Origin of the sequence: uncultured Aliiroseovarius sp., assembly GCF_947497285.1 — a bacterium.
Lineage (GTDB): Bacteria > Pseudomonadota > Alphaproteobacteria > Rhodobacterales > Rhodobacteraceae > Aliiroseovarius.
This window is the reverse complement of sequence record NZ_CANMFT010000011.1, coordinates 30,362-53,025: the sequence shown is the minus strand read 5'-3', so window position 1 is coordinate 53,025 and position 22,664 is coordinate 30,362. Positions and strand designations below refer to the sequence as shown.

The 22,664-nt window shown below is 52.9% G+C and carries 29 protein-coding genes; 22 read left to right on the top strand and 7 right to left on the bottom strand.

Translation table 11 applies throughout. The annotated features are described in order from the left end of the window. The first annotated feature begins 138 nt into the window (after positions 1–138). The 12 genes from Q0864_RS16320 to Q0864_RS16265 all read left to right on the top strand — a co-directional run bounded on the left by Q0864_RS16320 (position 139) and on the right by Q0864_RS16265 (position 7,594). Positions 139–525 carry a DUF3768 domain-containing protein gene (locus tag Q0864_RS16320; protein WP_298571962.1) on the top strand — a complete coding sequence of 129 codons (387 nt, stop codon included), beginning with the start codon at positions 139–141 and terminating at the stop codon, positions 523–525. 306 nt (positions 526–831) lie between these two features. Beyond that, positions 832–2,685: a ParB/RepB/Spo0J family partition protein gene (locus Q0864_RS16315; protein ID WP_298571959.1), complete on the top strand. Its 1,854-nt coding sequence runs from the start codon at positions 832–834 to the stop codon at positions 2,683–2,685. Positions 2,686–2,740: 55 nt separating this feature from the next. Next, positions 2,741–3,016 carry a hypothetical protein gene (locus Q0864_RS16310; RefSeq protein WP_298571956.1) on the top strand — a complete coding sequence of 92 codons (276 nt, stop codon included), beginning with the start codon at positions 2,741–2,743 and terminating at the stop codon, positions 3,014–3,016. Beyond that, complete coding sequence (locus Q0864_RS16305; protein WP_298571953.1) at positions 3,004–3,378, top strand: hypothetical protein; 375 nt, start codon at positions 3,004–3,006, stop codon at positions 3,376–3,378. The genes Q0864_RS16310 and Q0864_RS16305 overlap by 13 nt, the downstream gene beginning before the upstream one ends. Before the next feature lie 177 nt (positions 3,379–3,555). Further along, positions 3,556–3,795: a plasmid stabilization protein gene (locus tag Q0864_RS16300; protein WP_298571950.1), complete on the top strand. Its 240-nt coding sequence runs from the start codon at positions 3,556–3,558 to the stop codon at positions 3,793–3,795. After that, positions 3,792–4,223 (top strand): type II toxin-antitoxin system VapC family toxin, encoded by a 432-nt coding sequence (locus Q0864_RS16295; RefSeq protein ID WP_298571947.1) that lies wholly within the window; start codon positions 3,792–3,794, stop codon positions 4,221–4,223. The genes Q0864_RS16300 and Q0864_RS16295 overlap by 4 nt, the downstream gene beginning before the upstream one ends. A gap of 1,167 nt (positions 4,224–5,390) precedes the next feature. Then, positions 5,391–5,624: a hypothetical protein gene (locus Q0864_RS16290; protein ID WP_298571943.1), complete on the top strand. Its 234-nt coding sequence runs from the start codon at positions 5,391–5,393 to the stop codon at positions 5,622–5,624. Then, positions 5,617–5,820 carry a hypothetical protein gene (locus tag Q0864_RS16285; RefSeq protein ID WP_298571940.1) on the top strand — a complete coding sequence of 68 codons (204 nt, stop codon included), beginning with the start codon at positions 5,617–5,619 and terminating at the stop codon, positions 5,818–5,820. Before Q0864_RS16290 ends, Q0864_RS16285 begins: the two co-directional genes overlap by 8 nt. Then, positions 5,817–6,023 carry a hypothetical protein gene (locus tag Q0864_RS16280; protein WP_298571936.1) on the top strand — a complete coding sequence of 69 codons (207 nt, stop codon included), beginning with the start codon at positions 5,817–5,819 and terminating at the stop codon, positions 6,021–6,023. The genes Q0864_RS16285 and Q0864_RS16280 overlap by 4 nt, the downstream gene beginning before the upstream one ends. Continuing rightward, complete coding sequence (locus tag Q0864_RS16275; RefSeq protein ID WP_298571933.1) at positions 6,020–6,226, top strand: hypothetical protein; 207 nt, start codon at positions 6,020–6,022, stop codon at positions 6,224–6,226. The genes Q0864_RS16280 and Q0864_RS16275 overlap by 4 nt, the downstream gene beginning before the upstream one ends. Continuing rightward, entirely contained in the window at positions 6,223–7,032 is an 810-nt protein-coding gene (locus Q0864_RS16270; protein ID WP_298571929.1) for an N-6 DNA methylase, read from the top strand. The genes Q0864_RS16275 and Q0864_RS16270 overlap by 4 nt, the downstream gene beginning before the upstream one ends. 382 nt (positions 7,033–7,414) lie before the next feature. Beyond that, positions 7,415–7,594: a hypothetical protein gene (locus Q0864_RS16265; protein ID WP_298571926.1), complete on the top strand. Its 180-nt coding sequence runs from the start codon at positions 7,415–7,417 to the stop codon at positions 7,592–7,594. Positions 7,595–7,641: 47 nt separating this feature from the next. On the opposite strand, the gene Q0864_RS16260 is transcribed toward Q0864_RS16265, so the two are convergent. Then, positions 7,642–7,839: a hypothetical protein gene (locus tag Q0864_RS16260; RefSeq protein WP_298571923.1), complete on the bottom strand. Its 198-nt coding sequence runs from the start codon at positions 7,837–7,839 to the stop codon at positions 7,642–7,644. 262 nt (positions 7,840–8,101) lie between these two features. On the opposite strand from Q0864_RS16260, the gene Q0864_RS16255 reads away from it, so the two are divergent. Next, the gene (locus Q0864_RS16255) at positions 8,102–8,263 is read left to right on the top strand and encodes a hypothetical protein (protein ID WP_298571920.1); all 162 of its coding nucleotides are present in this window, start codon (positions 8,102–8,104) and stop codon (positions 8,261–8,263) included. A gap of 44 nt (positions 8,264–8,307) precedes the next feature. On the opposite strand, the gene Q0864_RS16250 is transcribed toward Q0864_RS16255, so the two are convergent. After that, positions 8,308–8,517: a hypothetical protein gene (locus tag Q0864_RS16250; protein ID WP_298571918.1), complete on the bottom strand. Its 210-nt coding sequence runs from the start codon at positions 8,515–8,517 to the stop codon at positions 8,308–8,310. Between the two features lie 856 nt (positions 8,518–9,373). On the opposite strand from Q0864_RS16250, the gene Q0864_RS16245 reads away from it, so the two are divergent. After that, a complete protein-coding gene (locus Q0864_RS16245; RefSeq protein ID WP_298571916.1) occupies positions 9,374–9,568 on the top strand; it encodes a hypothetical protein in 195 nt (64 codons plus the stop codon). An 89-nt stretch (positions 9,569–9,657) separates the two neighbouring features. Here the strand turns inward: Q0864_RS16245 and Q0864_RS16240 are convergent, their stop codons facing one another. After that, complete coding sequence (locus Q0864_RS16240; protein WP_298571913.1) at positions 9,658–10,077, bottom strand: hypothetical protein; 420 nt, start codon at positions 10,075–10,077, stop codon at positions 9,658–9,660. Positions 10,078–10,524: 447 nt separating this feature from the next. Here Q0864_RS16240 and Q0864_RS16235 point away from each other — a divergent pair, with 447 nt between their 5' ends. From Q0864_RS16235 to Q0864_RS16225, 3 genes are all read left to right on the top strand, one after another. Further along, the gene (locus Q0864_RS16235; protein WP_298571908.1) at positions 10,525–11,406 is read left to right on the top strand and encodes a zincin-like metallopeptidase domain-containing protein; all 882 of its coding nucleotides are present in this window, start codon (positions 10,525–10,527) and stop codon (positions 11,404–11,406) included. Further along, positions 11,406–11,993 (top strand): hypothetical protein, encoded by a 588-nt coding sequence (locus tag Q0864_RS16230; protein WP_298571905.1) that lies wholly within the window; start codon positions 11,406–11,408, stop codon positions 11,991–11,993. Before Q0864_RS16235 ends, Q0864_RS16230 begins: the two co-directional genes overlap by 1 nt. A 752-nt stretch (positions 11,994–12,745) precedes the next feature. Beyond that, the gene (locus Q0864_RS16225) at positions 12,746–13,171 is read left to right on the top strand and encodes a hypothetical protein (RefSeq protein ID WP_298571902.1); all 426 of its coding nucleotides are present in this window, start codon (positions 12,746–12,748) and stop codon (positions 13,169–13,171) included. Between the two features lie 23 nt (positions 13,172–13,194). On the opposite strand, the gene Q0864_RS16220 is transcribed toward Q0864_RS16225, so the two are convergent. Both Q0864_RS16220 and Q0864_RS16215 read right to left on the bottom strand, forming a co-directional pair. Beyond that, positions 13,195–13,857, bottom strand: coding sequence for a hypothetical protein (locus Q0864_RS16220; protein WP_298571898.1), 663 nt, complete (start codon positions 13,855–13,857; stop codon positions 13,195–13,197). Further along, on the bottom strand, positions 13,854–14,618 hold the full coding sequence (locus Q0864_RS16215; RefSeq protein ID WP_298571895.1) for a ParA family protein: 765 nt from the start codon (positions 14,616–14,618) through the stop codon (positions 13,854–13,856). The genes Q0864_RS16220 and Q0864_RS16215 overlap by 4 nt, the downstream gene beginning before the upstream one ends. A 604-nt stretch (positions 14,619–15,222) precedes the next feature. Here Q0864_RS16215 and Q0864_RS16210 point away from each other — a divergent pair. Genes Q0864_RS16210 through Q0864_RS16200 form a run of 3 tightly spaced genes read left to right on the top strand, consistent with a single transcriptional unit; the run spans position 15,223 to position 20,055 of the window. Beyond that, positions 15,223–15,810 carry a helix-turn-helix domain-containing protein gene (locus Q0864_RS16210; RefSeq protein WP_298571892.1) on the top strand — a complete coding sequence of 196 codons (588 nt, stop codon included), beginning with the start codon at positions 15,223–15,225 and terminating at the stop codon, positions 15,808–15,810. Beyond that, positions 15,803–18,121 carry a relaxase/mobilization nuclease domain-containing protein gene (locus Q0864_RS16205; protein ID WP_298571889.1) on the top strand — a complete coding sequence of 773 codons (2,319 nt, stop codon included), beginning with the start codon at positions 15,803–15,805 and terminating at the stop codon, positions 18,119–18,121. Before Q0864_RS16210 ends, Q0864_RS16205 begins: the two co-directional genes overlap by 8 nt. 17 nt (positions 18,122–18,138) lie before the next feature. Next, positions 18,139–20,055 (top strand): type IV secretory system conjugative DNA transfer family protein, encoded by a 1,917-nt coding sequence (locus Q0864_RS16200; RefSeq protein ID WP_298571887.1) that lies wholly within the window; start codon positions 18,139–18,141, stop codon positions 20,053–20,055. Positions 20,056–20,379: 324 nt separating this feature from the next. On the opposite strand, the gene Q0864_RS16195 is transcribed toward Q0864_RS16200, so the two are convergent. Beyond that, the gene (locus tag Q0864_RS16195) at positions 20,380–21,048 is read right to left on the bottom strand and encodes an autoinducer binding domain-containing protein (protein ID WP_298571884.1); all 669 of its coding nucleotides are present in this window, start codon (positions 21,046–21,048) and stop codon (positions 20,380–20,382) included. A 175-nt stretch (positions 21,049–21,223) separates the two neighbouring features. On the opposite strand from Q0864_RS16195, the gene Q0864_RS16190 reads away from it, so the two are divergent. Both Q0864_RS16190 and Q0864_RS16185 read left to right on the top strand, forming a co-directional pair. Further along, positions 21,224–21,943 (top strand): acyl-homoserine-lactone synthase, encoded by a 720-nt coding sequence (locus Q0864_RS16190; protein WP_298571881.1) that lies wholly within the window; start codon positions 21,224–21,226, stop codon positions 21,941–21,943. Continuing rightward, positions 21,936–22,139, top strand: coding sequence for a hypothetical protein (locus Q0864_RS16185; protein WP_298571878.1), 204 nt, complete (start codon positions 21,936–21,938; stop codon positions 22,137–22,139). The genes Q0864_RS16190 and Q0864_RS16185 overlap by 8 nt, the downstream gene beginning before the upstream one ends. A 53-nt stretch (positions 22,140–22,192) precedes the next feature. Here the strand turns inward: Q0864_RS16185 and Q0864_RS16180 are convergent, their stop codons facing one another. Next, positions 22,193–22,567 carry a hypothetical protein gene (locus tag Q0864_RS16180; RefSeq protein WP_298571875.1) on the bottom strand — a complete coding sequence of 125 codons (375 nt, stop codon included), beginning with the start codon at positions 22,565–22,567 and terminating at the stop codon, positions 22,193–22,195. Positions 22,568–22,664 lie beyond the last annotated feature (97 nt).

Genomic DNA, 22,664 nt, shown 5'->3' with positions numbered 1-22,664 from the left:
CCGTGGGTCGGGCTTACGCCCTCTCCACTCTGTTCCGCCGGAAACATGCGTTTCCGGTCAGATCAGAGAGCCGAGGCGCAGCCCATCGGCGGAAAGAAGGCACCAAGCCCGAAACGTCGCACCACAAAGGAAAAATCTATGACTTCTATCAAGATCGACAAAGTGACTGTTGAACAGTTTGGCGAAGCGTTGCGCCGTGAGGCGATTGCCAAGCAAAACGATGCTTTTCGCAAGATGATCATGCTGGACGAGAGCGTAGGACGTTGGGTCGTGACCCGTGCCGTTTATGCAGAAGGCCCCGCTTTTGTTGCGGCTTGCATCTTGGCCGTGCGCAAGTTCGAAGACTTCACCGAAGAAATGGACCCATATGGCGAGCGTTCAATGGGGCGGCTTGAGATTGAAGGCAAGGCGGTCTGGTTCAAGATCGACCTTTATGACGCGAACTATGAAGGCGGTTCGGATGATCCGTCAGAAGTCACCAAGACACGCCGCGTTCTGACCATCCTTTTCCCAAGCGATTACTGAGTTCGGTTGGCGGGGTATTCTCCCGATCCCGCACCGAGGCTGGCCTGTTGAGCAGGTCCAAGGGAGGGGCGGCAAACGCCCTTCCCACCCATCACCACAAGCAGAAAGGAAGGTGAAACACATGAGCAATGAAAAGAAGAAGCGCCACATTGCCGAGGCTTGGGCGCTTCTCAGGAAGGGCGATCAGTTTGGTATCGGACGCCGCTTCCTGATCCAGCATGGGGCCATTTAAGCCCTCTCGCCTCAGCCCGTCAGGGCTGGGGCATCCATAACACAAAATCTCACCACCAAACAAGGATGAACCTAATGACTAAGCAATCCAAAATCATCGCAACCGAAGCCCGCATTCCGCTGGCTATGTTGACACTTTCCCCGTTGAACCCGCGCCAACATGTTCCCGAGCATGAAGTTGCCGAACTGGCACAAAGCATCTGGGCCGCTGGTCTGATCCAGCCTATCGCTGGCCTTGGCGACGATATGGGTGGAGCCGACATTGTTGCAGGCGGTCGCCGCTTGCGCGCGTTGCAGTATCTCGCAGAACAACACCCGAACATGGCAGATACGCGCCCCGAACTGGCAAACCCTATGGTGATGCTGGCACCGGACGCAGAAACCGCCGAACAATGGGCTTATGCCGAGAACGTGGCACGACGCGATCTGTCACCCGCCGATGAAATCCGTGCCTATGGCAAAATGGAAGCCGCAGGATCGACACCAGCCGCTATCGCTCGCTCTTTCGCGGTCACGGAAAAGCACGTCTATCGCCGCCTTGCGCTGGCGCATTTGTCCGATCCGATCATCGAGGCATTGGCGGCAGGCGAAATCAATCTAAGCATGGCTGCATGTTTCACGATCAGCGACGACGAGAAACGCAGCCTTGAGGTTTTGGAGCATGTTCGCGGCGAAAGCTGGTCTGACTATCAACTGAAAAGCTTGCTGAAACCTGACAGTGTGGAAGGGTCCAACCGTCGCGCAGTTTACGTAGGCGAGGAAGCCTATAAAGCAGCAGGTGGCAAGATCGGCGGTGATCTGTTTGCCGAAGTTACCCTATTCGACAACCCCGAAATTCTGGACGAGGTGTTCAACGCGAAACTGGACGCCGCCGCGAAGGAAGTTTGCGAGGCCGAAGGCTGGAAGTGGGTTGATACAGTCACCGAGCCGTATGTGTGCACCTACAGTATGGGTTTGGAAAAGTTTGGCCGTATCTATCCGGTTGAGGGCATCCTGACCGAAGAACAGGTTGAGCGTTTTGACGAGTTGGGCGAGCTTGAAGATGGTGGCGTGTTGGACGAGGAAGGCCAAGCAGAGCTTGATGCCTTGCAGGTGATCCTTGACGGTGATTTCACCGAAGAACAGAAGGCCCATGCAGGCGCGTTTGTCTATGTGGACCGCGAAGGCGCGGTGAAACTTTCGGCTGGTATGGTGAAGCCCGAAGATAAACAGGCTGCTATCGACGCTGGCATTCTCAAAAAATCGGCGCACAGCACTGGCAACAGTGATGTGAAGAAGTCGCCTATTTCTCAAAAGCTGGCCGACGATCTGTCTCGCATCGCCCAAGGGGCGCAGCAACACGCGATCTTGCGCGATCCTGACTTGCTGATCGACCTTCTGGCCTACCAGTTGAGCCACAATCTTTTCTGGAAAACTCCCTTTGGAATTTCCATGAATACTGTCCCGAACTGGCCCACCACCGAGGGCAATGGCTATGAACTGGACGAACGTCTGACCAGCAATCCGCCGCGCGACATGTACGATGCAAAAGACCTTGGCGCATCCTTCCGCGCGTTCCGCAAGAAGGGTGCGGATCACATCAAAGGCGAACTGACCCGCTTTCTGGCTGCGCAGTATCAAGGTGGTGAGGCCAAGCTGGCGGCGATGGTAGCAAAGGAAACCAAGCCGAGCATTCGCGAGGTTTGGACGCCGACCGCTGAAAACTTCTTTGGTCGCGTTGGTGGTCCTTACATGGTCGAGATTTGGCGCGATCTTCTGGACCTGTCCGAAGATCATCCGACCGCCACTACCTTTGCCAAGCTGAAAAAGGGCGAGAAGGCCGAGAAGTTGGAGAAGCTGTTTTCCGATGCCGACATGCGCAAAGCGCACAACGTCACCGACGAGCAAGCCGCCAAGATCGACGCATGGTTGCCCGAAGGCATGGCGTGAAAACAATGGCAGGGCGCTTAGCGCCCTGCCCCATCCACCGATGGAGAAACGATCTATGACCTGCTTCAAATGGATACCAACCGCACCCGGCCCCGATGGCCGACCCCGCGAATATCAAATTGAGGGCCATATCGGAAAAATTGGGGTGAAGCGCTACACCGGAAACCGCCCGCTCCGTCCGTACTACTTGGCGGGGCCGAACGTGCCGGACGAGTTTGGTGGCTATTACCGGCTTTTGGCAGACGCGAAGCAAGATGCTGAGACGGTATTGCGCGATATTCTGAAAGAGACCGAAACCGTTGATGAGGATGAGCAGTCATGCCTTTTGTGAACCAAACGAACGAAGGTCGTGTGCTGAAAATGGTTGAGACGTTGCAGCTTATTTTGAAATCAGCGCAGTCCAATCGTGCCGAGGATGCGGATGTTCAAAACATGCTACGACCGTTGACCGATGAGCTGGCCGGTCTGGGTGCAGTCGCCGCGCCAACCGTGGCGCAGGACGTTAGCCAGGAACAACGAGGAACATGGACCAGCAAGGCTCCGCATTGGGCCAGCGTTCACGACATGGCCGAGCAAGCCGATCTGAAAGACCTGACGGTCGCCATGGCCGTTTATCTGAACAGGATTGACGAGGTGCTGCCATGCGCCACGGTCGCCGAACTACCTGAAGGACGAAACGCCCCGTCCACCTGATAGAAATTCCTTGTGGTGAGGATCAACTGGCCCCGTTCGCGACATGCGACGGGGCCTTTTTTTGTCCTTCGTGCTGTGACAATTAACTTCCAGTGTGCAGGTTGATAGCACTTTTCTGTTTGCTATCATCCTTAAAAGTTGCTATCACTTTGTAAATTGCCATCAAGGAGTGAGCCTATGGGAAATATGTCGATCAGAAACTTACCAGACGAAATTCACGAAGCCTTGAAACACAGGGCGGCGCAGAACAACCGAAGTGCCGAGGCCGAGGTTAGAGCGCTTTTGGTTGAAACCTTCGAGGCGGAACAGAAGGGTGGATTTGGCACACGCTTACGGGCTTGCTTCGAGGGTATCGAAGGTGATGAGCTAGACATTGCCAGAGACAAAACCGCTGCACAGCCATTGGAGCTAGAATGATCATTCTCGACACGAACGTAATTTCTGAGCTTCAAAAGCCCGCCCCCAATCCAAATGTCGTGGAGTGGTTGGATCAGCAGGAGCCGACAAATCTGTATCTAACGTCAATCACTGCAGCGGAGCTTATGTTTGGGGCGCATTGTCTACCCAACGGAAAGCGGGCGGCAGAGTTACAAGACGCTGTGGCCCACATCATTGAGGACCAATTCAGGGGCAGAATTTTGCCATTCGATGCAACCGCTGCTTACTACTACGGTATGCGAATGGCCTTAGTCCGCAGTGAGGGCATCGCCGTTGGTTTTGCAGATGGGCAAATTGCTTCTATCGCTATTGCGAATAATACCGCGCCTGTCGCCTCGCGAGACACGACACCCTTTAAGGCATTTAGGCTTGATGTGATTAACCCGTGGCAAGGGCCAAAGTCATGAAGGCTGCATATCATCGTGTTTATCTTTATGCGTACGGCGGCTGGGAAGCGCCGCGCTGGATGCGCCGCAAGTTAGCGCGCTCGGGCCTTCACCGGGCATGGTTATGCGGTTATTACGGCTGGTTTGAAGAGGCTGGCATCAAGTATGGTCCTGCTAACCCCTACGGAAGCTCTAGATATGAGGAAGGTTTAACTTAGTTCGCAGCCTAAAAAAGAAGGGGCCACAGATGCAGCCCCTTCGATTATTTTTTGCGGCTCTGGCGATACACGAGGTATGCTACCCCGAGCGTCGCGAGGGCCGCGATCATTTCGGCAATACTTGCCGCAAATGAAAGTTCGGGCATAAGCTGATGCTCCCCTTCATGGCGAGCCTACTCACTTCCGAACAGTTCCTTCCAGACATGGCGTCACCTTTCGGCTCTGTCATGCTCAAACTTTTCCAGTGCCCGGTGTCTTGCGTAACCGGTTCATACTCCCTCTGGCACTTTTTTCCCCTGGATAGACAAAAAGTGCACTGAACAGAATTTCTGTACCGAGGCGTCATGCAGATTCCAATGTGGTGTTCCTAAATCTTATTTCAAGGCCAGCAGTTAATCCCAAGTCTGGCAACAATCGCGCTTTCTAGGCTTCAGCCGGCATGCCGGCTTTCGCCCCGAACCCCCCTGCCCTGTCTCCCTGCGGCCTAGTGTGCCGGTTTCTGTCTCACATGAGCCAGCACCCGACACGGCCAGCATGGTTGCCCTAGACAGCGCGGATCGGCCCTTGAGGGTAACGACCGACTGTCGCAGTCAGTCTTTCGAGATCCGCGCGAGGCGCGCAGATCGCACATCCCAAAGGTCTGACCCGATTCCGCTTGCGCTCTATCGGATCAGGCAGTTTTCCATTTCTTGTTTGTCCGCCCAACAGACCTGCCCTGGCCGGTCAATCGGCAAGCGCCCGCTGCGCGGTCGTCGCGTGTCAGGGCCGTGTCCTCGCTACGCTGCGGGCCGCACCACCCCTGCCCCGAGACCGTTGACAGTCCCGTTCAGGCCCGTGGGTCGGGCTTACGCCCTCTCCACTCTGTTCCGCCGGAAACATGCGTTTCCGGTCAGATCAGAGAGCCGAGGCGCAGCCCATCGGCGGAAAGAAGGCACCAAGCCCGAAACGTCGCACCACAAAGGACAAATCTATGACGACATATCGTTTGGGTTCATCCCCAGCAGTTCACACACCCGGCATTATTGCTTGGGCGATCAATGGCTATGCCTTCGAAAAAGATCGGGCGCAAATGGTTAAGGTGGTTTGCGACACCTTTCCAAACCTACCCACCAGCGCAGCTCGTCAGCTTCTTTCCAAGGAAGTTGCCTACACAGTTGAAAACGAAACCGTTGTCTTCTCTGTGGAGGATGAATCGCATGTTTAAGCTGACGATTGACCACCCCGACCGGACGGGAACGGAAACTGTTCAATCAGCATGTGAAGTCACATTGCGGGTTTTGGGCCGCGACCATCACCGCGCTGCCACCACAAAACCAGACCTTGCGCTTGCCGATCCATACGGCAAAACGCTGGCCTCAATGGACGCATGGGCGGTTGATTGGGTGGAGGCAGGCCAGTGAACCAGACAGCCACCATCCCCCGCCCCGATCCTGACGTGACCATCCATTGCGGTGCTTGCGGCGGCGAGAACGTCCGAAAGGACGCTTACGCCGAATGGAATGCAGAGCTTCAGCAATGGGAGCTTAGCGCGATTTTCGACCACACCGTTTGCGACGATTGCGGCAGCGAGGATACAGCCGTTGAAAAGGTGATTGAACAATGACCATCGAAGAAATCAAAGCCGCCGTTGATGCAGGAAAACCCGTTCGCTGGGTCCATGACGGTTACGCCGTCACCCTTGATTGCCACGGTCAATATTTCATCACCTTCAAGCCAAACCAAAACTCGGTCGGTTTGACCAATCGCGCAGGCGACAAGTTGAACGGACGCCCAGAGGATTTCTATATTTCTGAGGTGGCAGCATGACACCAGCAGCGAAAGAATTTGTGCGGTTGATTAACGATATTGACCGCTCAAAATACCGTACCGAGGTTTTCTCCGACTTCTGCGAAATGGGCTATTGCGCGTTGGCTAAGAAGGCCAGCCCGTTTGCCGAGCAAAAGGACGCCCTAGAAGCGCAATATATGGAAGTTGTTGGACGCTACCGCGACAAGGACGATGTGCGCAAAATGCCCGAACTCATGGGCATTGCCCTAGGCGAAATTGGCAATGGTGGTTGCGATTTTCTGGGCATGGTCGCCGGTGAGATCGGCGCACTGGACAGCAGGTTAGGGCAGTTTTTCACGCCCTACGAAGTTTCGCGCCTCATGGCCGAAATCAACCTATCTGCCGTTGACCAGATGATTGAAGAACAAGGGTTCATTACCTTGCAGGAACCAGCAGCAGGCGCAGGGGGAATGCTTATGGCGGTGGCTGACGTGATCGAGGGTAAGGGTCATAATCTGGAAACAACCGTCTGGATCGAGGCTGTAGAGCTTTCGCGATCGACCTATCATATGTGCTATCTGCAATGCGCAGCCCGTGGCCTTGCTGGTAAGATCATTTGCGGCAACAGTATTTCCCTTGAGGTTTTCACTGGCGCCTATACCGCCGCCGCGACGGTCTTTCTCAATGCCAATGGCGATCCGTTTGCCAAGCAGAAAGAGCGCGCCGCCCAATGGGAAGCCGCTGAAAAAGAGCGCACAAATCGCATCGAGGCTGAGCGCGCAGAGCGTCTTGAAAATCTCGGGACGGGTCCAGCCATTGCAGGTGATCAGCTCACCCTCTTTTGAGGGTGGCTACCTGCCTGTGTAGTCCCTGCCCCAGATAACCTTGCGGCCATCTGCATCAGGGACGTGCGCTATTCGCGCAGAAGCCGCATTGCGCGGCGGTATTTCCTGACTCGGTGCGCCAAGATCGACCCGTGCAGATCGTGTCCGGCTGTTAACCTGGTCCCCGCTGGTCGCGCGGCCCAGGGCCGAACATCCCCACCCCACACGGTCTTTGCATTATCCCACACCCGTAAAGGACTTCGCTGCGCCAAAGAGGGCGCAGCTCGCACGCGGCCTTGCAGGCCGTCCTTGACGTGGCGTGTCCAAATGCCTGCGACCGCATGGGGCAGTGCTTTCATTGCTTTTAGACGGTTTTCAACCTAAATTAAGAAAGGATCTCACCATGAGCGAGCAAATGAGCAAAGACCAGTTCGAACAACTAATGAGCCGCCTCGAACACATCGAGAGCAACATGGTCAGGAAGTCAGACGTTTACCAATCGGTTCTGACCGTTCAAGGCTTCATGTTTGCCATCGTTGTTGGCGTCGTCGTCGTTTTGAACTCCCTGATCGGCTTCGGCTGACACGGTTAGCGGCCCTTCGGGGCCGCTTTTCCCGTTTCTCCCCGCGCTTAGTTGGGAAACCCGAATACAGCGATCATCCCAATCATCAGCGCCAAAGCAACACCGACCAACCCCAAAACCTTGCCCCAATCTCCCAAGGTTGCGCCAGCAAGTATGGGGTCTTCTCCGTGGCAATTTGGACAAATCTTGGCGCGCATCGCTACCGGTTCATAGCCACAATGCCCGCACTTTCCTGTTTTGCTCATCTTCTCTCATCATCTTTCTAAAAATATCCTCGGGGGAGCGCCGGAGGCGCGGGGGCTGAAGCCCCCTAGCTTGTCACCCTAGCTGCAATGCGTTGCGGGGTGCTTTCAAATATACCCTGCCTGTCTCCATGAACACCATCGGCCAATTTACACGGCGCGGGAACCTGTAAACACCAAGCCTTCGGGCGCGTGCCGCGCGTGTTGACTGGTCCCCTTTCCCGCCGTGTCTTTCTGCCTCGTTTATTCACTAAGGAGACAGATCATGAAATACATTCGTAAAACAGCAACGCGCCTTCGTCGCATCGCAGCGCGCAGATTGAAGACAATCCGAAAGCAGCTTCAGCGCATCGACCTGAGCTTGGCTATCGAAATCAACTTGGTTTTTCTGAAAATCACGTTCGAGGTCAAAAGCCGGGACAAGTAGCCCGGCTAGGCGGCGGCCGGTGTCGGCCGCCCGCCGCGTTTAGCCTATTCGGTCCCGTCGTTTTCGTCGGCTGCCTTAGCTGGGAAGGCCACCAGCTCGGTCGCGCCAACGGGGAAGTCGAGTTTGATCGAAAGAACGGTTTCGTCTTTGTCGCGGCGCTGATTTTCGAAAACAGCTCCGACGCGGCGAAAGCTCGTTTTCTCGGTGCCGTTGTCGTCATATTTGACAGGGACGTTTAGTGTGTAGTGTGCCATCGTGATCTCCTTGGTTTCACTTTTTCCGGTGACGATTGAAGACCGTGAGCGCCGTGGACGATTACGATCTTCGTTTTCATGTCGTCGGGGAGAACCGTAGTGAAAGAATGCTCACAGTTCCAGTAGCTATTTAACGCCCCTTATAGATAGTTAATGACTTTTGGACATTGTTTTCAGTAAGGGTTTCGGAACGGTTTCGAAAGGGTTTTGGGCCATCCCGAGCTTGCAGCTCGTGACCGTGCTCTAAGCTTCAGCCGGCATGCCGGCTTTCGCTCCGAACCCCCCTGCCCTGTCTCCCTGCGGCCAAAACGCCGGCTACTGTCTCTTACGAGCCAGCATCTGGCGAGGCCCGCATGGTCGCCAAGGTCAGCGTGGATCGGCCCGTGCGGGTAACGATCGACTTGTCCAGGCGGCGGAGCCGCCCTGCCGCGCTTTTCATCCCTTCGGGCCTGTCTCTCGTGTTGCCCGGGCCTGCACCTTTCTGATTTTCCAGATTGGCTTGTATGGAATGCGGATCTCCACAGGGTACATGTCGGCGGCATCATCTAGCCTGTGTTGAGACAGCCGTCATTGTCGATGGGTGTTGGAGCTTCTTCAGCTGATCCAAACGCCTTTGCCTTTCTTGCTTGTCATAATCACAGTCGAGCTTGGGGCGCCATTTCCGATCCCTCATATGTGTTTCTATCTGATAAAACATCGCGCGCAGCCGGGGAGAGCCGCGGTTCAAGAACCGCTTCAACAGGTATTTTCCCCTGCCCTACGGGCATTCCTCGCGAGACAAAAAACCTGCTGACACACCCCTCTTAGCTGCACGCCAAAGATTGTTTATCGAAACACAAGATGAAGGATCTACAAAATGGCACAAGCTCTGAAACTGCGCGTTAAAACCGGCGAAAAAGACGGCACAAACTTCTGGAACACCTGCGGGGTTCTCTTCCTGAACACCGACGACGACGGCAACGTCACTTCGGTCACAGTGAAGCACGACATGTTCCCCGGCGTGGAAATGGCTGCGTTCCCTGCCAAACCGAAGGAGGAAAATCAGGACTAAGGCGCTAACGTACCTGGGCGGTCGAGAGACCGCCCTTTCCCGTGTTCGGGAAGCCGCGCGCGGCAGGGCGGCTTCGTTCGCCTTTGACTTCATTTGGTCGACTTAAACTGTAAATTTGGAGTACCGGTGATTGGAGTAATCCTAAGGTTTCGGATTATTCCTGGATCGTTGTAGTTGTAATATACTCGTAACAAGACGTCGTTAAAGTCATGATCACCCTCGTTTTCACCACCGTCATCGAAATAAGCAAATTGATGATTAAGAACCTTTCCTTTGCCGAGAAGCCAAGGTGAGACTTCACCAAATTGTTTAAATTCGTGCTTCACCGTCCATCTGCCCGGATCGAGATGTATAATAAATTTATTCTGTCCGGTTGTCGCTATGCCGTAGACATCCATCAAGAACGCTACGTCCGAACTTTCGAACGTTAATCGCTGATTATAAGCCGCATCGCGACCAACATGCACTTGCGCGCGCTTCGATATGTCTAAAGAAATTGGGTTAGGCATAGTCTCATCCTTTCAATCTGTAAGTTTTAGCAAATGTGAGCACGCTCTCGATAGCACAAATCTAAGCAATTTTCATTATCCCCCACCCATTTGAGCTATAACGATTGCAGCTCCGGACATGGCTCATCGCGTCGCGACGGCCAATGCCCAACTCCCACACCATCATCCGTATCCTGCTGGGTATTGAGCCTTGGGGTTCGGGCAAGCCGAACGCCACTTCGGCTAGTTGGCGGCAGGGATGCCGCCGCCAGCAAGCAAAATAGACATTCCCGTGTTGGCGGCTACACCGCCTGCCCGCGCCAGTCATGTCGATTTGGCCCGCTGGCTCCTAATCCTTTCTTTCATCGCATTCGAAGTTTCAGGAGCAGGCGCATTCGCGCTGTCCAGAAACCCCGATGCCCATTTTCGGCACCAGATCGAAACGGGCGCACCACAAGGAGGCCAGACATGGCAAAAGCACGGTTCGACATTAAACAGCACGTTACTGACACGATCTTTGAGCAGATCGAGGCAGGCACCCCGCCTTGGCGCAAACCTTGGACGGGTGACATGGCGGGTGCATCTTTCCCGTTGCGGCACAATGGCGAGAAGTATCAGGGCGTCAATGTGTTGATGCTTTGGGCGACAGCCATGATGCATGGCTACCAGTCCGCGCGCTGGATGACGTTTAAGCAAGCTCTCGATTTGGGCGGTTGCGTCAAAAAGGGCGCGAAGTCCACGAAATCGGTTTACTATGGAACCTATGAAAAAGAGGTCGATGGCGAGGCCGAAACCGTGCGCGTGGTCAAGTATTTCAGCGTTTTCAACGTCGATCAGATCGAAGGCTTGCCCGAGGAATACTATATTCGCCCTGAACCGCCCCGCGATCTTGGCACCGAAGCGAACCCGGAACTTGATTCATTCTTTGACGCTATCGGAGCTGAGATTGTCACCAGTGACAAACCAAAAGCCTACTATGACCCGAAAAACGATCAGGTTCATATGCCACCTGTTGCCACGTTCTACGATGCAGCTGGATACTACGGCACCTTGAGCCATGAAATCGGGCATTATGTCTTGGCCGATCACCGCATTGGCACCCAGAAGAAGTTTGCGAACCGTGCCGAGTATTCCATGGGAGAACTTGAAGCCGAGATTTTCAGCGCATTTCTTGCCGTGCATCTGGGGTTTGAGCCGCATTTTGACCAAACCGCAGCTTACGTTGAAGGGTGGTTGAAAGCACTTAAGGACGACAAGAACGCTATTTTTAAGGCGGCAGCGCAGGCCCAGAAAGCTTTTGATTATGTGTTGGACAAGCAGAACGTGTCCGCAGTGTCGGAGGCAGCGTAATGGGCTGGACCTGCCACTACACCCCGCCCCGTGACGAAAAGGCAGAGATTGAGCGTCTTGTCACATTTGAGAACGAGGACCGGGCCATGCGGCCCATCCTCACCACCCGCAAGGGATCAGTCTGGTATGTCGCCGTTGAAGTGACCTGTAAAACAGAGGAAACCGAAACCTATGGATACACCCGTGATAGCTTGGGCCGGTATGTTTTTGCAGCCGTGATCCTGACCCGTCGCGGTGGTGGCGAATGGTGCTACAAGGACATGGAGGAAAGCATGGGTCCATGTGAGGCAATGGCCCCCAAGAAGTTGCTTGACCTGTTGAGCGAAACTGACCGCGAATATGCCGTGTCGTGGCGTGAGCGTTGCCGGAAAAATGCGGCTTTGGTGAGCCGGAAAGTAAATCACGGTGACGTTGTTCGTTTCGAGCAGCCTTTGACCTTTGGTGACGGAATCGAGCGCCAGACGTTCAAGGTTATCAAAGAGCGTTTTGCGGGCTACCGCCGCGCAACCACATGCTTTGAATGTGTGGACACAGGCACGACATGCCGCATCAGTCGATTCATGCAACGTGACTGGTCGAAAGTTTAGCCAGCCCGAGAGATCGAAAGAAAGGACCGTCCGCGCGGCCCTTTCTTATGTGCTAGTATTGAAAATTGGGGCGAGACCGAGCTTCGCCCAGCCTCGCCCCAATCTAACCTTTGGTCAGATTTGAAATTGGGTTTGAAACCTCCCTCGCGGGCGATTTCAAACCGTGGGCAGCGCTAAGAGCGCCGCCCTGCCCGTTCGAGATAGATGATCTCGTATTTGATCTTGCTGAATGGTACTGTCCAGGCAACGCAGAGCTTCCCGTCTTGTCCACGGTATCGCTGCCCCACTTCCACCAGCTCACCATTGATCCGCATGGAGATCTTCAACCTGTCAGGCCATTTCTGTCTGCCAGCCTTTGCCGCGTTCATGGCTTCCCTTTCTCTCACAGCGCTATCAACACGCGACAAACTGCCCGCATTGGCGGGGCCTCGCGCCTTTGTCCTGAAAAACCCCACGGTTTTTCGGGGGCAAAGGAGGGAGGGCAACGCCCGACCGACGACTTTGGGCGGAGGGGTCAAGGGGTCAATCTGTCTATGGTGCGGCCCGCAGCGCGTAGCGCGAGGACCCGGTTAGACAGATTGACGCCAGCTTTGCTGGTGCTCGCCCCTTTACGCCTTTGACGAAAGGTGGCGGCGGACTACCAAACGAATGTCGCGCGCCTTGGCGCGTGTCCGCACATTCTTTCATAAGCATGTTGTCACATTGCTTGGATTCTGCCATGAGTTGAACATGTCAATAGAAGGTTAGTGGTGATGAAAACTAGTTTACGGCTTTCGCTTGCAATGAGCCTCATTGCAGCTGCAACGCCTGCGTTAGCAGGCTCTCAATGGGAACAATCCATTTCGCGTGGAATGACTGTGTTTTCCTATGCAGAAAACGGTTACTCAATCACGTTGGCTTGTGATCCTGATCGGGTATTTGGCGACAAATCGAACGCCACTCTCTCCGTTCAGTTCGCAAACCACCCCGCCCCGGCGCAGGTGGTGTTGCTCGCGCAATCTGGTGAACAGGCGGCATTCACGGTTGATAATGGTGTCGTGTCTGAGTTTAAGGCTGACGAGGAACAATGGTCAAAGATGGTGGCGATCATTGGCGAAGGCGGTGACTATGCTTTCGTAACCAGCCAGGATTCATTGCAATTGTCAGGTATGGAGCCAATTGCCGACATGTCTTGCTGATCGGAATGACCCGCTTTTGCGGGTCATTCCTTTGTAAGCTGCGCGAGCATTTCCGCACCGAAAAACGCAGCTGCTTTCTTGTTGATCGTAACAAGGTCCAATGGATCATCCATCAAACTGCGAATGTCATCTGAAAGAGCTTCTTCCAGTGTTGCGTCTATTCTATGTTGGCGCGTTCCTTTGTCTGCTTGCTGATCCAGTAGGAGATTTGCATCCGAAGCAAGGTCTTCCAGCTGTCCGCTTTTCCAGCGTTCAAATAGACCTTGTTTGGTTCGTTTAAGATAGGCGTTGATTACGTAGTCCGCGTCTTTGTCGAGCTTTTTAGCAATCTCCCCTGCCCTATTACGCATAGTCAAATTAATAGGAACGCAAATGCTCATGCGCCGCGAAGGTGAAGCCGTTTTGGGCTTGGCTTCTGGTTCGTGAGCGGTTGGCGCCTGATCAGCGGGCTTTGGCGTCGATTGTTCGACGGTCTTTGACTTCGGCTTGGATCGAGGCTTTGGAGCTGATGGTTTTTCATCGAGAACAGCATTTGTTGGCTTTGCTGTACCGTGACTGTCAGCCGATTTCTTCATTCTCTCTTGAAGAGCGCGGCTGCTTTCAACGATTTTTTCGACTTGCTTGGTTTCGTCGCGTTGAGCCGCTGGACTCGGAGCTACTTTTAATGGTGGGCGTCTACGGCTCATTGTTCGTCCCCCTCGATGATTTCGTCATAAAGGCTTACGGCTATGTCTTTCAGGTCTTCAAAATGATCCGCCATGAGCTTGCCGCCTCGCCCATTTCGATGTGCTTTTTCAGCCGTAGGCAATGGACCATGGAACAACAGATTTTCCAAAATTCGACTGTTTGGGATCATCGTGTCCAAGTGAGGTGTTTCGAGGATGTTATTCAGTACATCTTGGTCGCGCTTAGGGAGTGAGCCTGAGCTGCCAACACCAGCTGCTGCTTTGATGATTTTTGTAGGCACGTTGGCAATAACTGATTTTACTTTGGGAAAGCGTTCACCCTTGGCAAGCGTGCCTTTCAATGCAGTCATCCATTCAAAAGCGGATAGTACCAGTCTCCATTCTGCTTGAGCTGGTCTCGCAGGTATCAACACAATGTTTGCCGCGTTGGCAAAATCTTCAGTGCTTTCGTAACTGCCGGGCCTTGTGTCGATGATCACGAGATCTGTGCCGCTTTCTTCTAACTCATCAAGCTTTGCGTAGAGCTCGTTCACGTCAACTGGTGGTTCATCAATCTTTAGGTCTTCGGGCCAGTCAGGTTTTTCGATGTGTGCCCAATCAGCATCTTCGAAGGATGGCTTCCAGCTCAAAAGCTGCTTGTTTACATCGCCGTCGAACATTTGAACTTTGTGACCCTTGGCAAGAGCTGCGCTCGCCAGGGTCATTGCCAAGGTGGTTTTGCCTGATCCACCTTTGGTTTGAATGAGTGTTACTACCTGCATCGTCGTTTGCCTCATCTGAATTGCACTTGTGCGGATTTGCGGAAGCGGCCTTGCGCGGATTTGTTGAATACCGCTTTTAATGTTTTGCGGAACCGATGAAGTTCCCTACTGCTCTTTCATGGAATAGCTGAGTAGCGGAAATGCGTCAACACGGAACCTCCCAACCACACAGATGCGTAAACAAGGAATTACGCAGTTGCGGAGTTGCTTAGGTAAGGAGTGACGCTGTTGCGCTGGTGCTGCGATGCGCTTTTACGCTATTGCTGATAACCGTTAATGCGGAAAAACATAAAAGCGGAAATGATGAAGCGATGATATGCGGAGGTTACTTACTTTTTTTGACCGTGTGTGGCGCTGATGGGCTGCGCGCGCCCTAGCGCCCGCCGTGGGCGGGCGAGGGCGCATAGGTGGCCGTGACGGGCCACCAAACGGAAATTCGGACACTGTGTGTCCTCATTGCTTTCGCCACCTGCTGTGGAAACGCGATTTGCATCGGTTTCCGGTGGCGTAAACGGAGACCTTTTAAGCTGTTCGATTTTCGCAAGTGATACTTCTCCGAAGGAGCGAAAACCGGCCTAAAAGGTCGGTTGGCTGGAACGGTATATTGTGGTATGAGTTTATCACACTTTTGACGGAGCCAAAATCTGTGCCTAAACAACGACGCATCACCAACAAGGAACGCCTGAAAATTCAGGCACTTATTGCTGAGGGTGAAAGCGATGCTTCCATTGCGCGAAAGCTCGGTCGTCACCGCTCGACGGTGACGAAAATCAGATTGAGCAAACAAAAAAGAAGCGTAACTACCGGCGGTCAGAACGTCCGAGGTCGTGTTTCAGACGAAGAACACGCGGCATTCAAAGCAAAAACTGAGGCGCTTGGTATCACCATGTCGGATGGTGTAAGGCGTCTTGTTCGCCATTCTTTGGGTGTTCTGGATCTACAGACTGAAGAAATTGAGGCGCTTGCGGCGTTGCGAAAAGAGCTCAACGCCATCGGTGTGAACCTAAACCAGCTCGTTGCGTTGGCTCAATCGGGGCGTCTTACTTGGAATGCAAGGGACGGCAGGCTTGTGCAGCAGCTCGACGTAAAGGTTGATGGGGCGGTCAATCAGTTGGTCGCTTTTGTATCTGCAAGTCGCCAAAGGGCGTTCGTGGAAGCAGCCTTTCCAATCGGAGGTGCGATGAATGAGTAACCAGGTTTCAATTCAAGACGCCATCATCGGAGAGGTGTTGCCTAACATCGGACGTCGCCACGCGGGAATGCGATCTGACCCGATAGAAAAGGCGATCATGCTTCGGCTCGGCACCCGTCAGCAGCGCGCCAGCCGTGCAATGGCAGGCAATGCACAAAGAGTTCCGCAATCAGTTGTAAAGCGGGTTCGCAATGGAGGTGCGCACTCTCCCAAGGAATTGCGCCGCCAGCTTGATTACATCACACGCGACGAGGCAACAAAATCAACATGGTTGAACTTCAATGGAATTGAGCGCGGCCTTTACAAGAACTCTGTGGAAACCACAGTTCCATTATGGACAAGCAGTTGGGCAGGTAATCCCAAGCGAGGTCACTCTGATCATATCATTTTGAGTTTTCCAAAGGATACCAATGTAGAGGCAGCAGAGAACATCGCAAAAGAGTGGGGCAGGGCGGTGTTTGGGTCAGGCGATTTTGGGGATCAGTGGCGCTATGTTGCTGCACTGCATGCCAACACTGATCATGTCCATGCTCATTTCGTCGTTGATAAGCGCGGCAATGATCACGGCCAGTTTTTGTCTATCAGCATGAAGTCGGAACTTAACTATGACGTTATGCGAGAGCTTCATGCCAAAATAGCCAATGAACATGGTGTCGCTTTGAATGCTTCGTCTCGTTTGTCTCGTGGTGTTGTCGAATATCCGCCCCGAGAGACGGAATATCGCGCAGCACACGACAATCTCAAAATGACCGGCGAGGAAACACCGTCCGTTGAAGCGCCTAAAATGTCGATTGTTGAGCGCATGAAGCGCGAAGCAATGCTGAGAAGCTTTGCCAATCAATACCAATCCCTAAGTTCGATAGCCCGCCTGACCACCGTCTCAGAAGGGCAGGGGGGGTTCATGGAGAAACTGAGCGGCATGTTTTCCGCTGCATCTGATATTTTGAAAGAAGGAGGCTCACTCATGACTGCAACCGACACCCAACCGCCTAGCATCGACCCGACAGAACGCTTCTCGCAAGATGTTGAACGAATTTTTGCGTCTGCCCGCGAGACCTGGGCCGACATTCAGGAAATGGAACCCGGAGCAGAGCGTGCCCATCTGGAAGAGCGATTTGCTGAAGAAACCCGTTTGATGCGGGATGCAGCAGTATCGGAGCCCTTCATGGAGCACCACGCTCGCGAACTATCACAAGATAACGATCCTTACAGCTTGGATATTGTTCGCGATATTCATTCTGTCCGTGATCACCTTGGCGACGATCCCGCTGCGCACCGTACATCGGAAATGGCGATGGACGATCTAAGGCAGCGACTTGAAGCGGCGTTTACCGTGCATGAAGATCGACTTGAAAGGGCGGGGACGAATGCCGAAGAAATGGCGGAGCGGTTTATGTTGTCCAATCGCACCGCAGGCCAAGTCGAGGCTTGGCGCGCTCAGGGTATCGGCCCAGAGGTAGATATGGACCACTCGCGCACAGTTTTGGCAGAGCTGGAGAATGGAGTGGGTGAAAATTTCGACAGCGACAGCGTTTACTCCAAGTATGAAACATTGATCGTTTCCGCCACAGCTCTCGGCACAGAACACGAAGGCCATGAAACAGCGGGCGACTATGTTGATTCATTGCGCGATCTGATGGCATCTGAATCGTCTATGACGAACGAAGAACGGCAATATATGGCCGCTTTGCCAGCGCTCATGGAACGTGACGAAACTGGTTTGCGCACCTCACTGGATATTTCGCGTCGCAATCACTTGGATCTTGCGCAGCACGAAGATGGTGCAATGTTCGATCCGGAGGCCGCAGAACGGCAGGTTGATCAGCTCGTAGATGGGCAAGTTTCTGCGCTCGATGAGATTACGGGTCAACTTCCAGTGTCCTATGACCGACTTGAGCGCGACCTATCCGAAGAAGCTGCCAATATTTTCGCTGACTATGAAGTTCCACGTGATCTTCAGGAGGTCATTGCTCGCGATCAGCTGATCTATGGCGAGAGGTATCAGCGACTGTCTGACGTCCCGGCCATCGAAATGATTGTTGAGCGCATGTCGCAAGAACTATCGCAAGAAGATTTGGACGACGTAAGGGCAGGGGACTACACTGCATTGCGTGAAGAAATCAAAGACCCGGCTATTCGTGCCGCAGTGGGATCTGAGCTTCGCAACGAAGCTGATGTTTCAGATGGGAACGAGCGCCATAGCGAGCCTGTTGACCAGTTCCAGCAGCTCGCCCGTCAAAGCGCAGCTATCAAGGTTGGTGAAAAAGATCACAGCGTCACACCAGACCTGTCAGATGATATTAGTCTTTAAGAGTTCAGGAGTTTGCCATGATCCAGGATATTGAAACTCGCTGGCGCTATGTATTGGCGCTTTTCGGCGGATTGCTTGCGGGTGGCTACATCGGTTCGATGCTGGCGACCATCTACGTTGTAGTAGCTAGAAAGGAATCCGTAGCAACGATTGATCCGCTTCAACCGTTCTTTCTTCGGTATTCCTGGGCAACCCTTGAGGCATCACCTGCTATTCTACAGTCCGCGTTGTTGATTACCGGAGCTGTGACATTCGCTTTGACCGCTGTTGGCGTTGCCGGTGTCTATCGAGGCAGCCTTACACAATATGACGATGCTCATTTTCAATCGAAATCAGAGATCCGACGCAACAAGATGATTGGCGGCTTCGATGTGAATGGTTTCGTGTACGGCAAGCTGGGACGCCCAAAAAGTGACAAGCCATTTATTTCGGCGTCACCCGATCGTTTTCCACATGCGATCATGATTGCTCCTACGGGTCGAGGAAAGGGGATCGGCTTCGTGCTGCCTAACCTTCTTCATTTCAATGGTTCTGCCATTGTCCTTGATGTTAAGGGAGAGAATTTCCAGAAATCATCAGTGCACCGCCAGAAAGGCTTGGGCAATGAAATCTGGTATTTTTCACCGTTCGATTATGTTGACATGCCTGCCATGGAAGGCAAACCGACTGCGGGCCGAGTCACGAGGACACACCGGTTTAATCCACTTCAGCGTATCGCTGATATGGCATCAACCGATGAGCAGTACACCGCTTTGAATGCGATGGCCGACCTTTTTCTTGTGGTCGAAGGCGATAATGCCAAAGGGTTTTATCAAGCAGGGAAACGGCTTTTTGTGGCGTCTTGTTTGTTTGCTATCGAACAAGGCAATCCGACGCTTGGATACGCTTCTGAGATTATGGGCGGAGGTGGACGCCGCACGGATAATTACAGATCATACGCGGACATGACAGCCATTCCCATTGTTTCAAGAACATTCAACGAAATGGCTGGCGAGACCCAGAAGATTGTGGATAGCTATATTTCTGTGATCAATGGCGCGGGATTTGAGCTTTGGTCAGATCCATCAGTGGTGCGATCAACATCAGAGAGCGATTTTGATTTTACAACTTTCCGCAAAGACCCCCAGACGCTCTATATTTCGGTGCAATCCGAACATCTGAAAACCCTTGCTCCTTTGATCCGACTTCTCTTTGCCGATGCTATTTCGTCATTGCAACGGTCTGAGCCCGGTTCAGACGAGCCACATACTGTCATGTTTCTCATGGACGAGTTTGACCAGCTCGGCCGACAACCTCTTGTGTTGCAGTCAATCAAGACCATTCGCGCCTTCGGCGGTCGGTTTTTCATTATTTCCCAATCTATCGCAGGCCTTGATTCACCGTCGCTGTATGGGGAAGCTGATCGACGGTCATTGTTGGCCGGTGCGGGTATTCAGATCTATATGACACCTCAGGACGACAGGACCGCCGAAGTTCTCGCCCAAGCGCTCGGCAAACACACCATCACATCAAAAAGCGAAAGCCAGTCGCGTGTCCGTGATTTGGACGATAGTGCTCATGTTAGTCGCCGGTCTGAGGAACGGCCTTTGGTTTCCGCAAGCGAGCTTCTACGGTTCCCCCTGGATAAGGTATTGATCCTTCCGGAAGGTCAGTATCCGATCAAAGCTGACCACATTCGCTTCTATGAAGACAATCATTTTGCTCCGATTGACGCTGCAAGGGGAACGCATTTGCTTCCATACCCGCCTCTTGAACATGAGCGGAAAAAAACCAAAGTGGCAAAGCTAAGTCACCTGTCCGGTTCGAAGTCAAAGCATCCTCAGACCGATGAGCAGCGTCAGGCGATACTCGAAAAAGCTGAGGAAGGGTTTGCGAGCATATCAGCTGCGGCAAAAATGCGAAGACGCCCGCCTAGAAAGAAACTGGCTGGCTGAGTGTGATGCGCCTATTCTTTCACTGTGGGAATGGAAAGTCCCGTGCACACGGCTGCCGGTAATTTGTCTTTCGGATAGACATAGAAATGCCCTGTTTTCTGAAGGAACGGCTTAGCGAGCTTGTATGTCGTATTGGTTATAACGCTCTGTGCTCCGGTATCCATGTTCTCGAATACATGGAGATCCCCACCACGCATTGGAGATCGGTAACGAAACGTGTGCGTTCCCGCCGCTAAAACCAAATCTTCTTTTGTTTGCATACTCGCGCCTCTTTGCGTCGCATAGACTGGTTTTAATGGAGGTGAGGTCTGTTCCGACAATCTCTTACTGCACTAACCCTTTGCGCCTCAAGTGAGCGATAAGCCCGTTGGTGGTTGGTACACCAGTTTTCTTTCGCGCGTCATTTAAGCGAGCTTTGACAGCGCTCTCGCTGATATTCAGGGCTTCGGCAATCTCAGAAATACTTTGATTGTCCGCAAGCCGTTGCAAAACATCAATAGCTTTGCCCGAGATCCGTTCTTCTGTTGTTATGTCAGCAAAAAACTCTGTGGCGATAGTGCTCATTTTCACCATTTCAGCGGCAGTCAGTTCTCGATCTGATCGTGCAACACTCAGGAATGACGTGCCTGTGCCGATATTTCGCACGAAAATTCCGCCATAGCATAGCCCAACATCTTTGGCCGCTTTCATGAACCTCTTGGCGCCGATGGAGCCAACAACAATTTCTGACCAGCGTTCATCGCCACCTGGACCTCTGAAAGCCCAATTCAGGATCGGATCAAGAGCGATCCAGTTCAGCTTTTCGTATCGCTCTTGCCAACTATCAGGATAGGTGGTTTCAAAATGCTCTGGGCCGAGCAAACGACCGTTAACCACCATGCTATACCCAGCGGTTCCTATAGCTTCCACATCATCAAGGTGGGCCTGGAATGCCGCTGAAATCATACTTGTCGTTCTGGCTCGGTACTTTCCAGCTTTAGAACTCTTGCTCATTACACTACTCGTTTGCTCCAGACCTCATTTACCCCGAAAAACTAACCTGAGTTAGGTCGCATACCCACCAAAACTAACCTGAGTTGGTTATGCAAGGTAATATTCTCGTAAAACTGGATTCCTCCGATCACATTCCCGATGTTGATACATGCAACCGAGAAGGAATCGACGCGCCATGACCAACATCACCAGAATCCCTATGAGCTACGTATGTTCGATTGTGACCGTTCCTGCAGGAAGAATGCCTGCAAGCACCGCCGAGGAGCTGAACAATGACCTCTTTGCAAAGTACATGGACCTTCGCACGCGTGTTTTCACAAACGAAAAAGGGTGGGATGTGTGGTTGCCAACCAAAAACGATCTGGACAGCTATGATTGCTTCGACGCTCTTTACATCATCGCTTATGAACCTCGTTCCAATCGTGTACTTGGTGGCGCAAGGCTTGTCTGTACCGACCGAGTGCACAAGAGTCCTCGCAATCAGTCGTCAACGTATATGATCAATGACGCTTTTAAGGGTGTCCTAAAGGGCTTGCCAACGAACATTTGTGATTCACAACCACCCCAAGACGAAAATGTTTGGGAGCTGACGCGCCTTGTCGTCGGCGATGCTGACCCGTCCGTTGCTCGCTCCGTGCTGAAGGCTTCGAACGATTTTCTACACGCACAGAAGGCGACCAAATGCTTGTTTCTCGGTCCAAGGGCCTTCATGCGAATGGCTAAGGGAATGGGCTATACTCCTGTACCGATGGGACCGGTTGTAGGAACTCCTGGCGACAGCTTTCTCGCTTTCGAAACGGAGGTGTTACCCCCGTTTGAAGACGGCAGCACGGACCTCTACGCTTTAACAGATTATATTTCCAATTCTTTTAACAAGGTGTTGTTCAATGGGTGATGAAACCGCAAACGCATATACCGTAGCGGAAACTCGGACGAACCAGTTTGCCGACGAGCTGAAGATCTCTATTCGCGTCGAGGGTGAGCTGATACAGGTCGGTAGGAGATACCGCGGTGACGATGGCAACCTATTGGTCGATTGGGCTTTGCCTGCTAGTGAAATAGAACATAAGATTTTTTTCTTACACGACTGATCATCCCAAGGGCTTGAGAGCCGGGAGTTTCAAACCGAGCGCCGCTACCCGCATCACTTTGCACTTTTGTTGGTTTGCTTTTCAATTTCAGCTTTTCGAGCACGTTCGTCTTGCTCCCAGGCAAATCTTTGAGCGTCTCTGTCCTCGGTGTTGAGCTTGATGCGTCTGTCCACAACGAAAGCCCAAACCGTGACGATCAAAGTAACCATGGATGCTGCAAAGGTTGCATTTGTAATAGTAAAGAACCGGAAGTAGGAGGGACACGTTCCGATGTAGAAGCAGGCCGGTGCACGGTTCGCTCCTGATGCGAAGTCTACTCCTACATAGGGGCTTTGTGTTTCAGTCAACAAAAAGCATCCTAGCGAAAACAACGCAATTGAGCTTGCTAAAGCTATCCACCCAAGTTTTCGGAGGTATTTAGCGGCCATTACTCGGCACCTTTGTTGGAAGTTGGAACTATAATCAAATGTGGAATTTCGGAGGTGTCGTAGCGAGAATTCAAAGTCGTTATTACCACCGATCTAC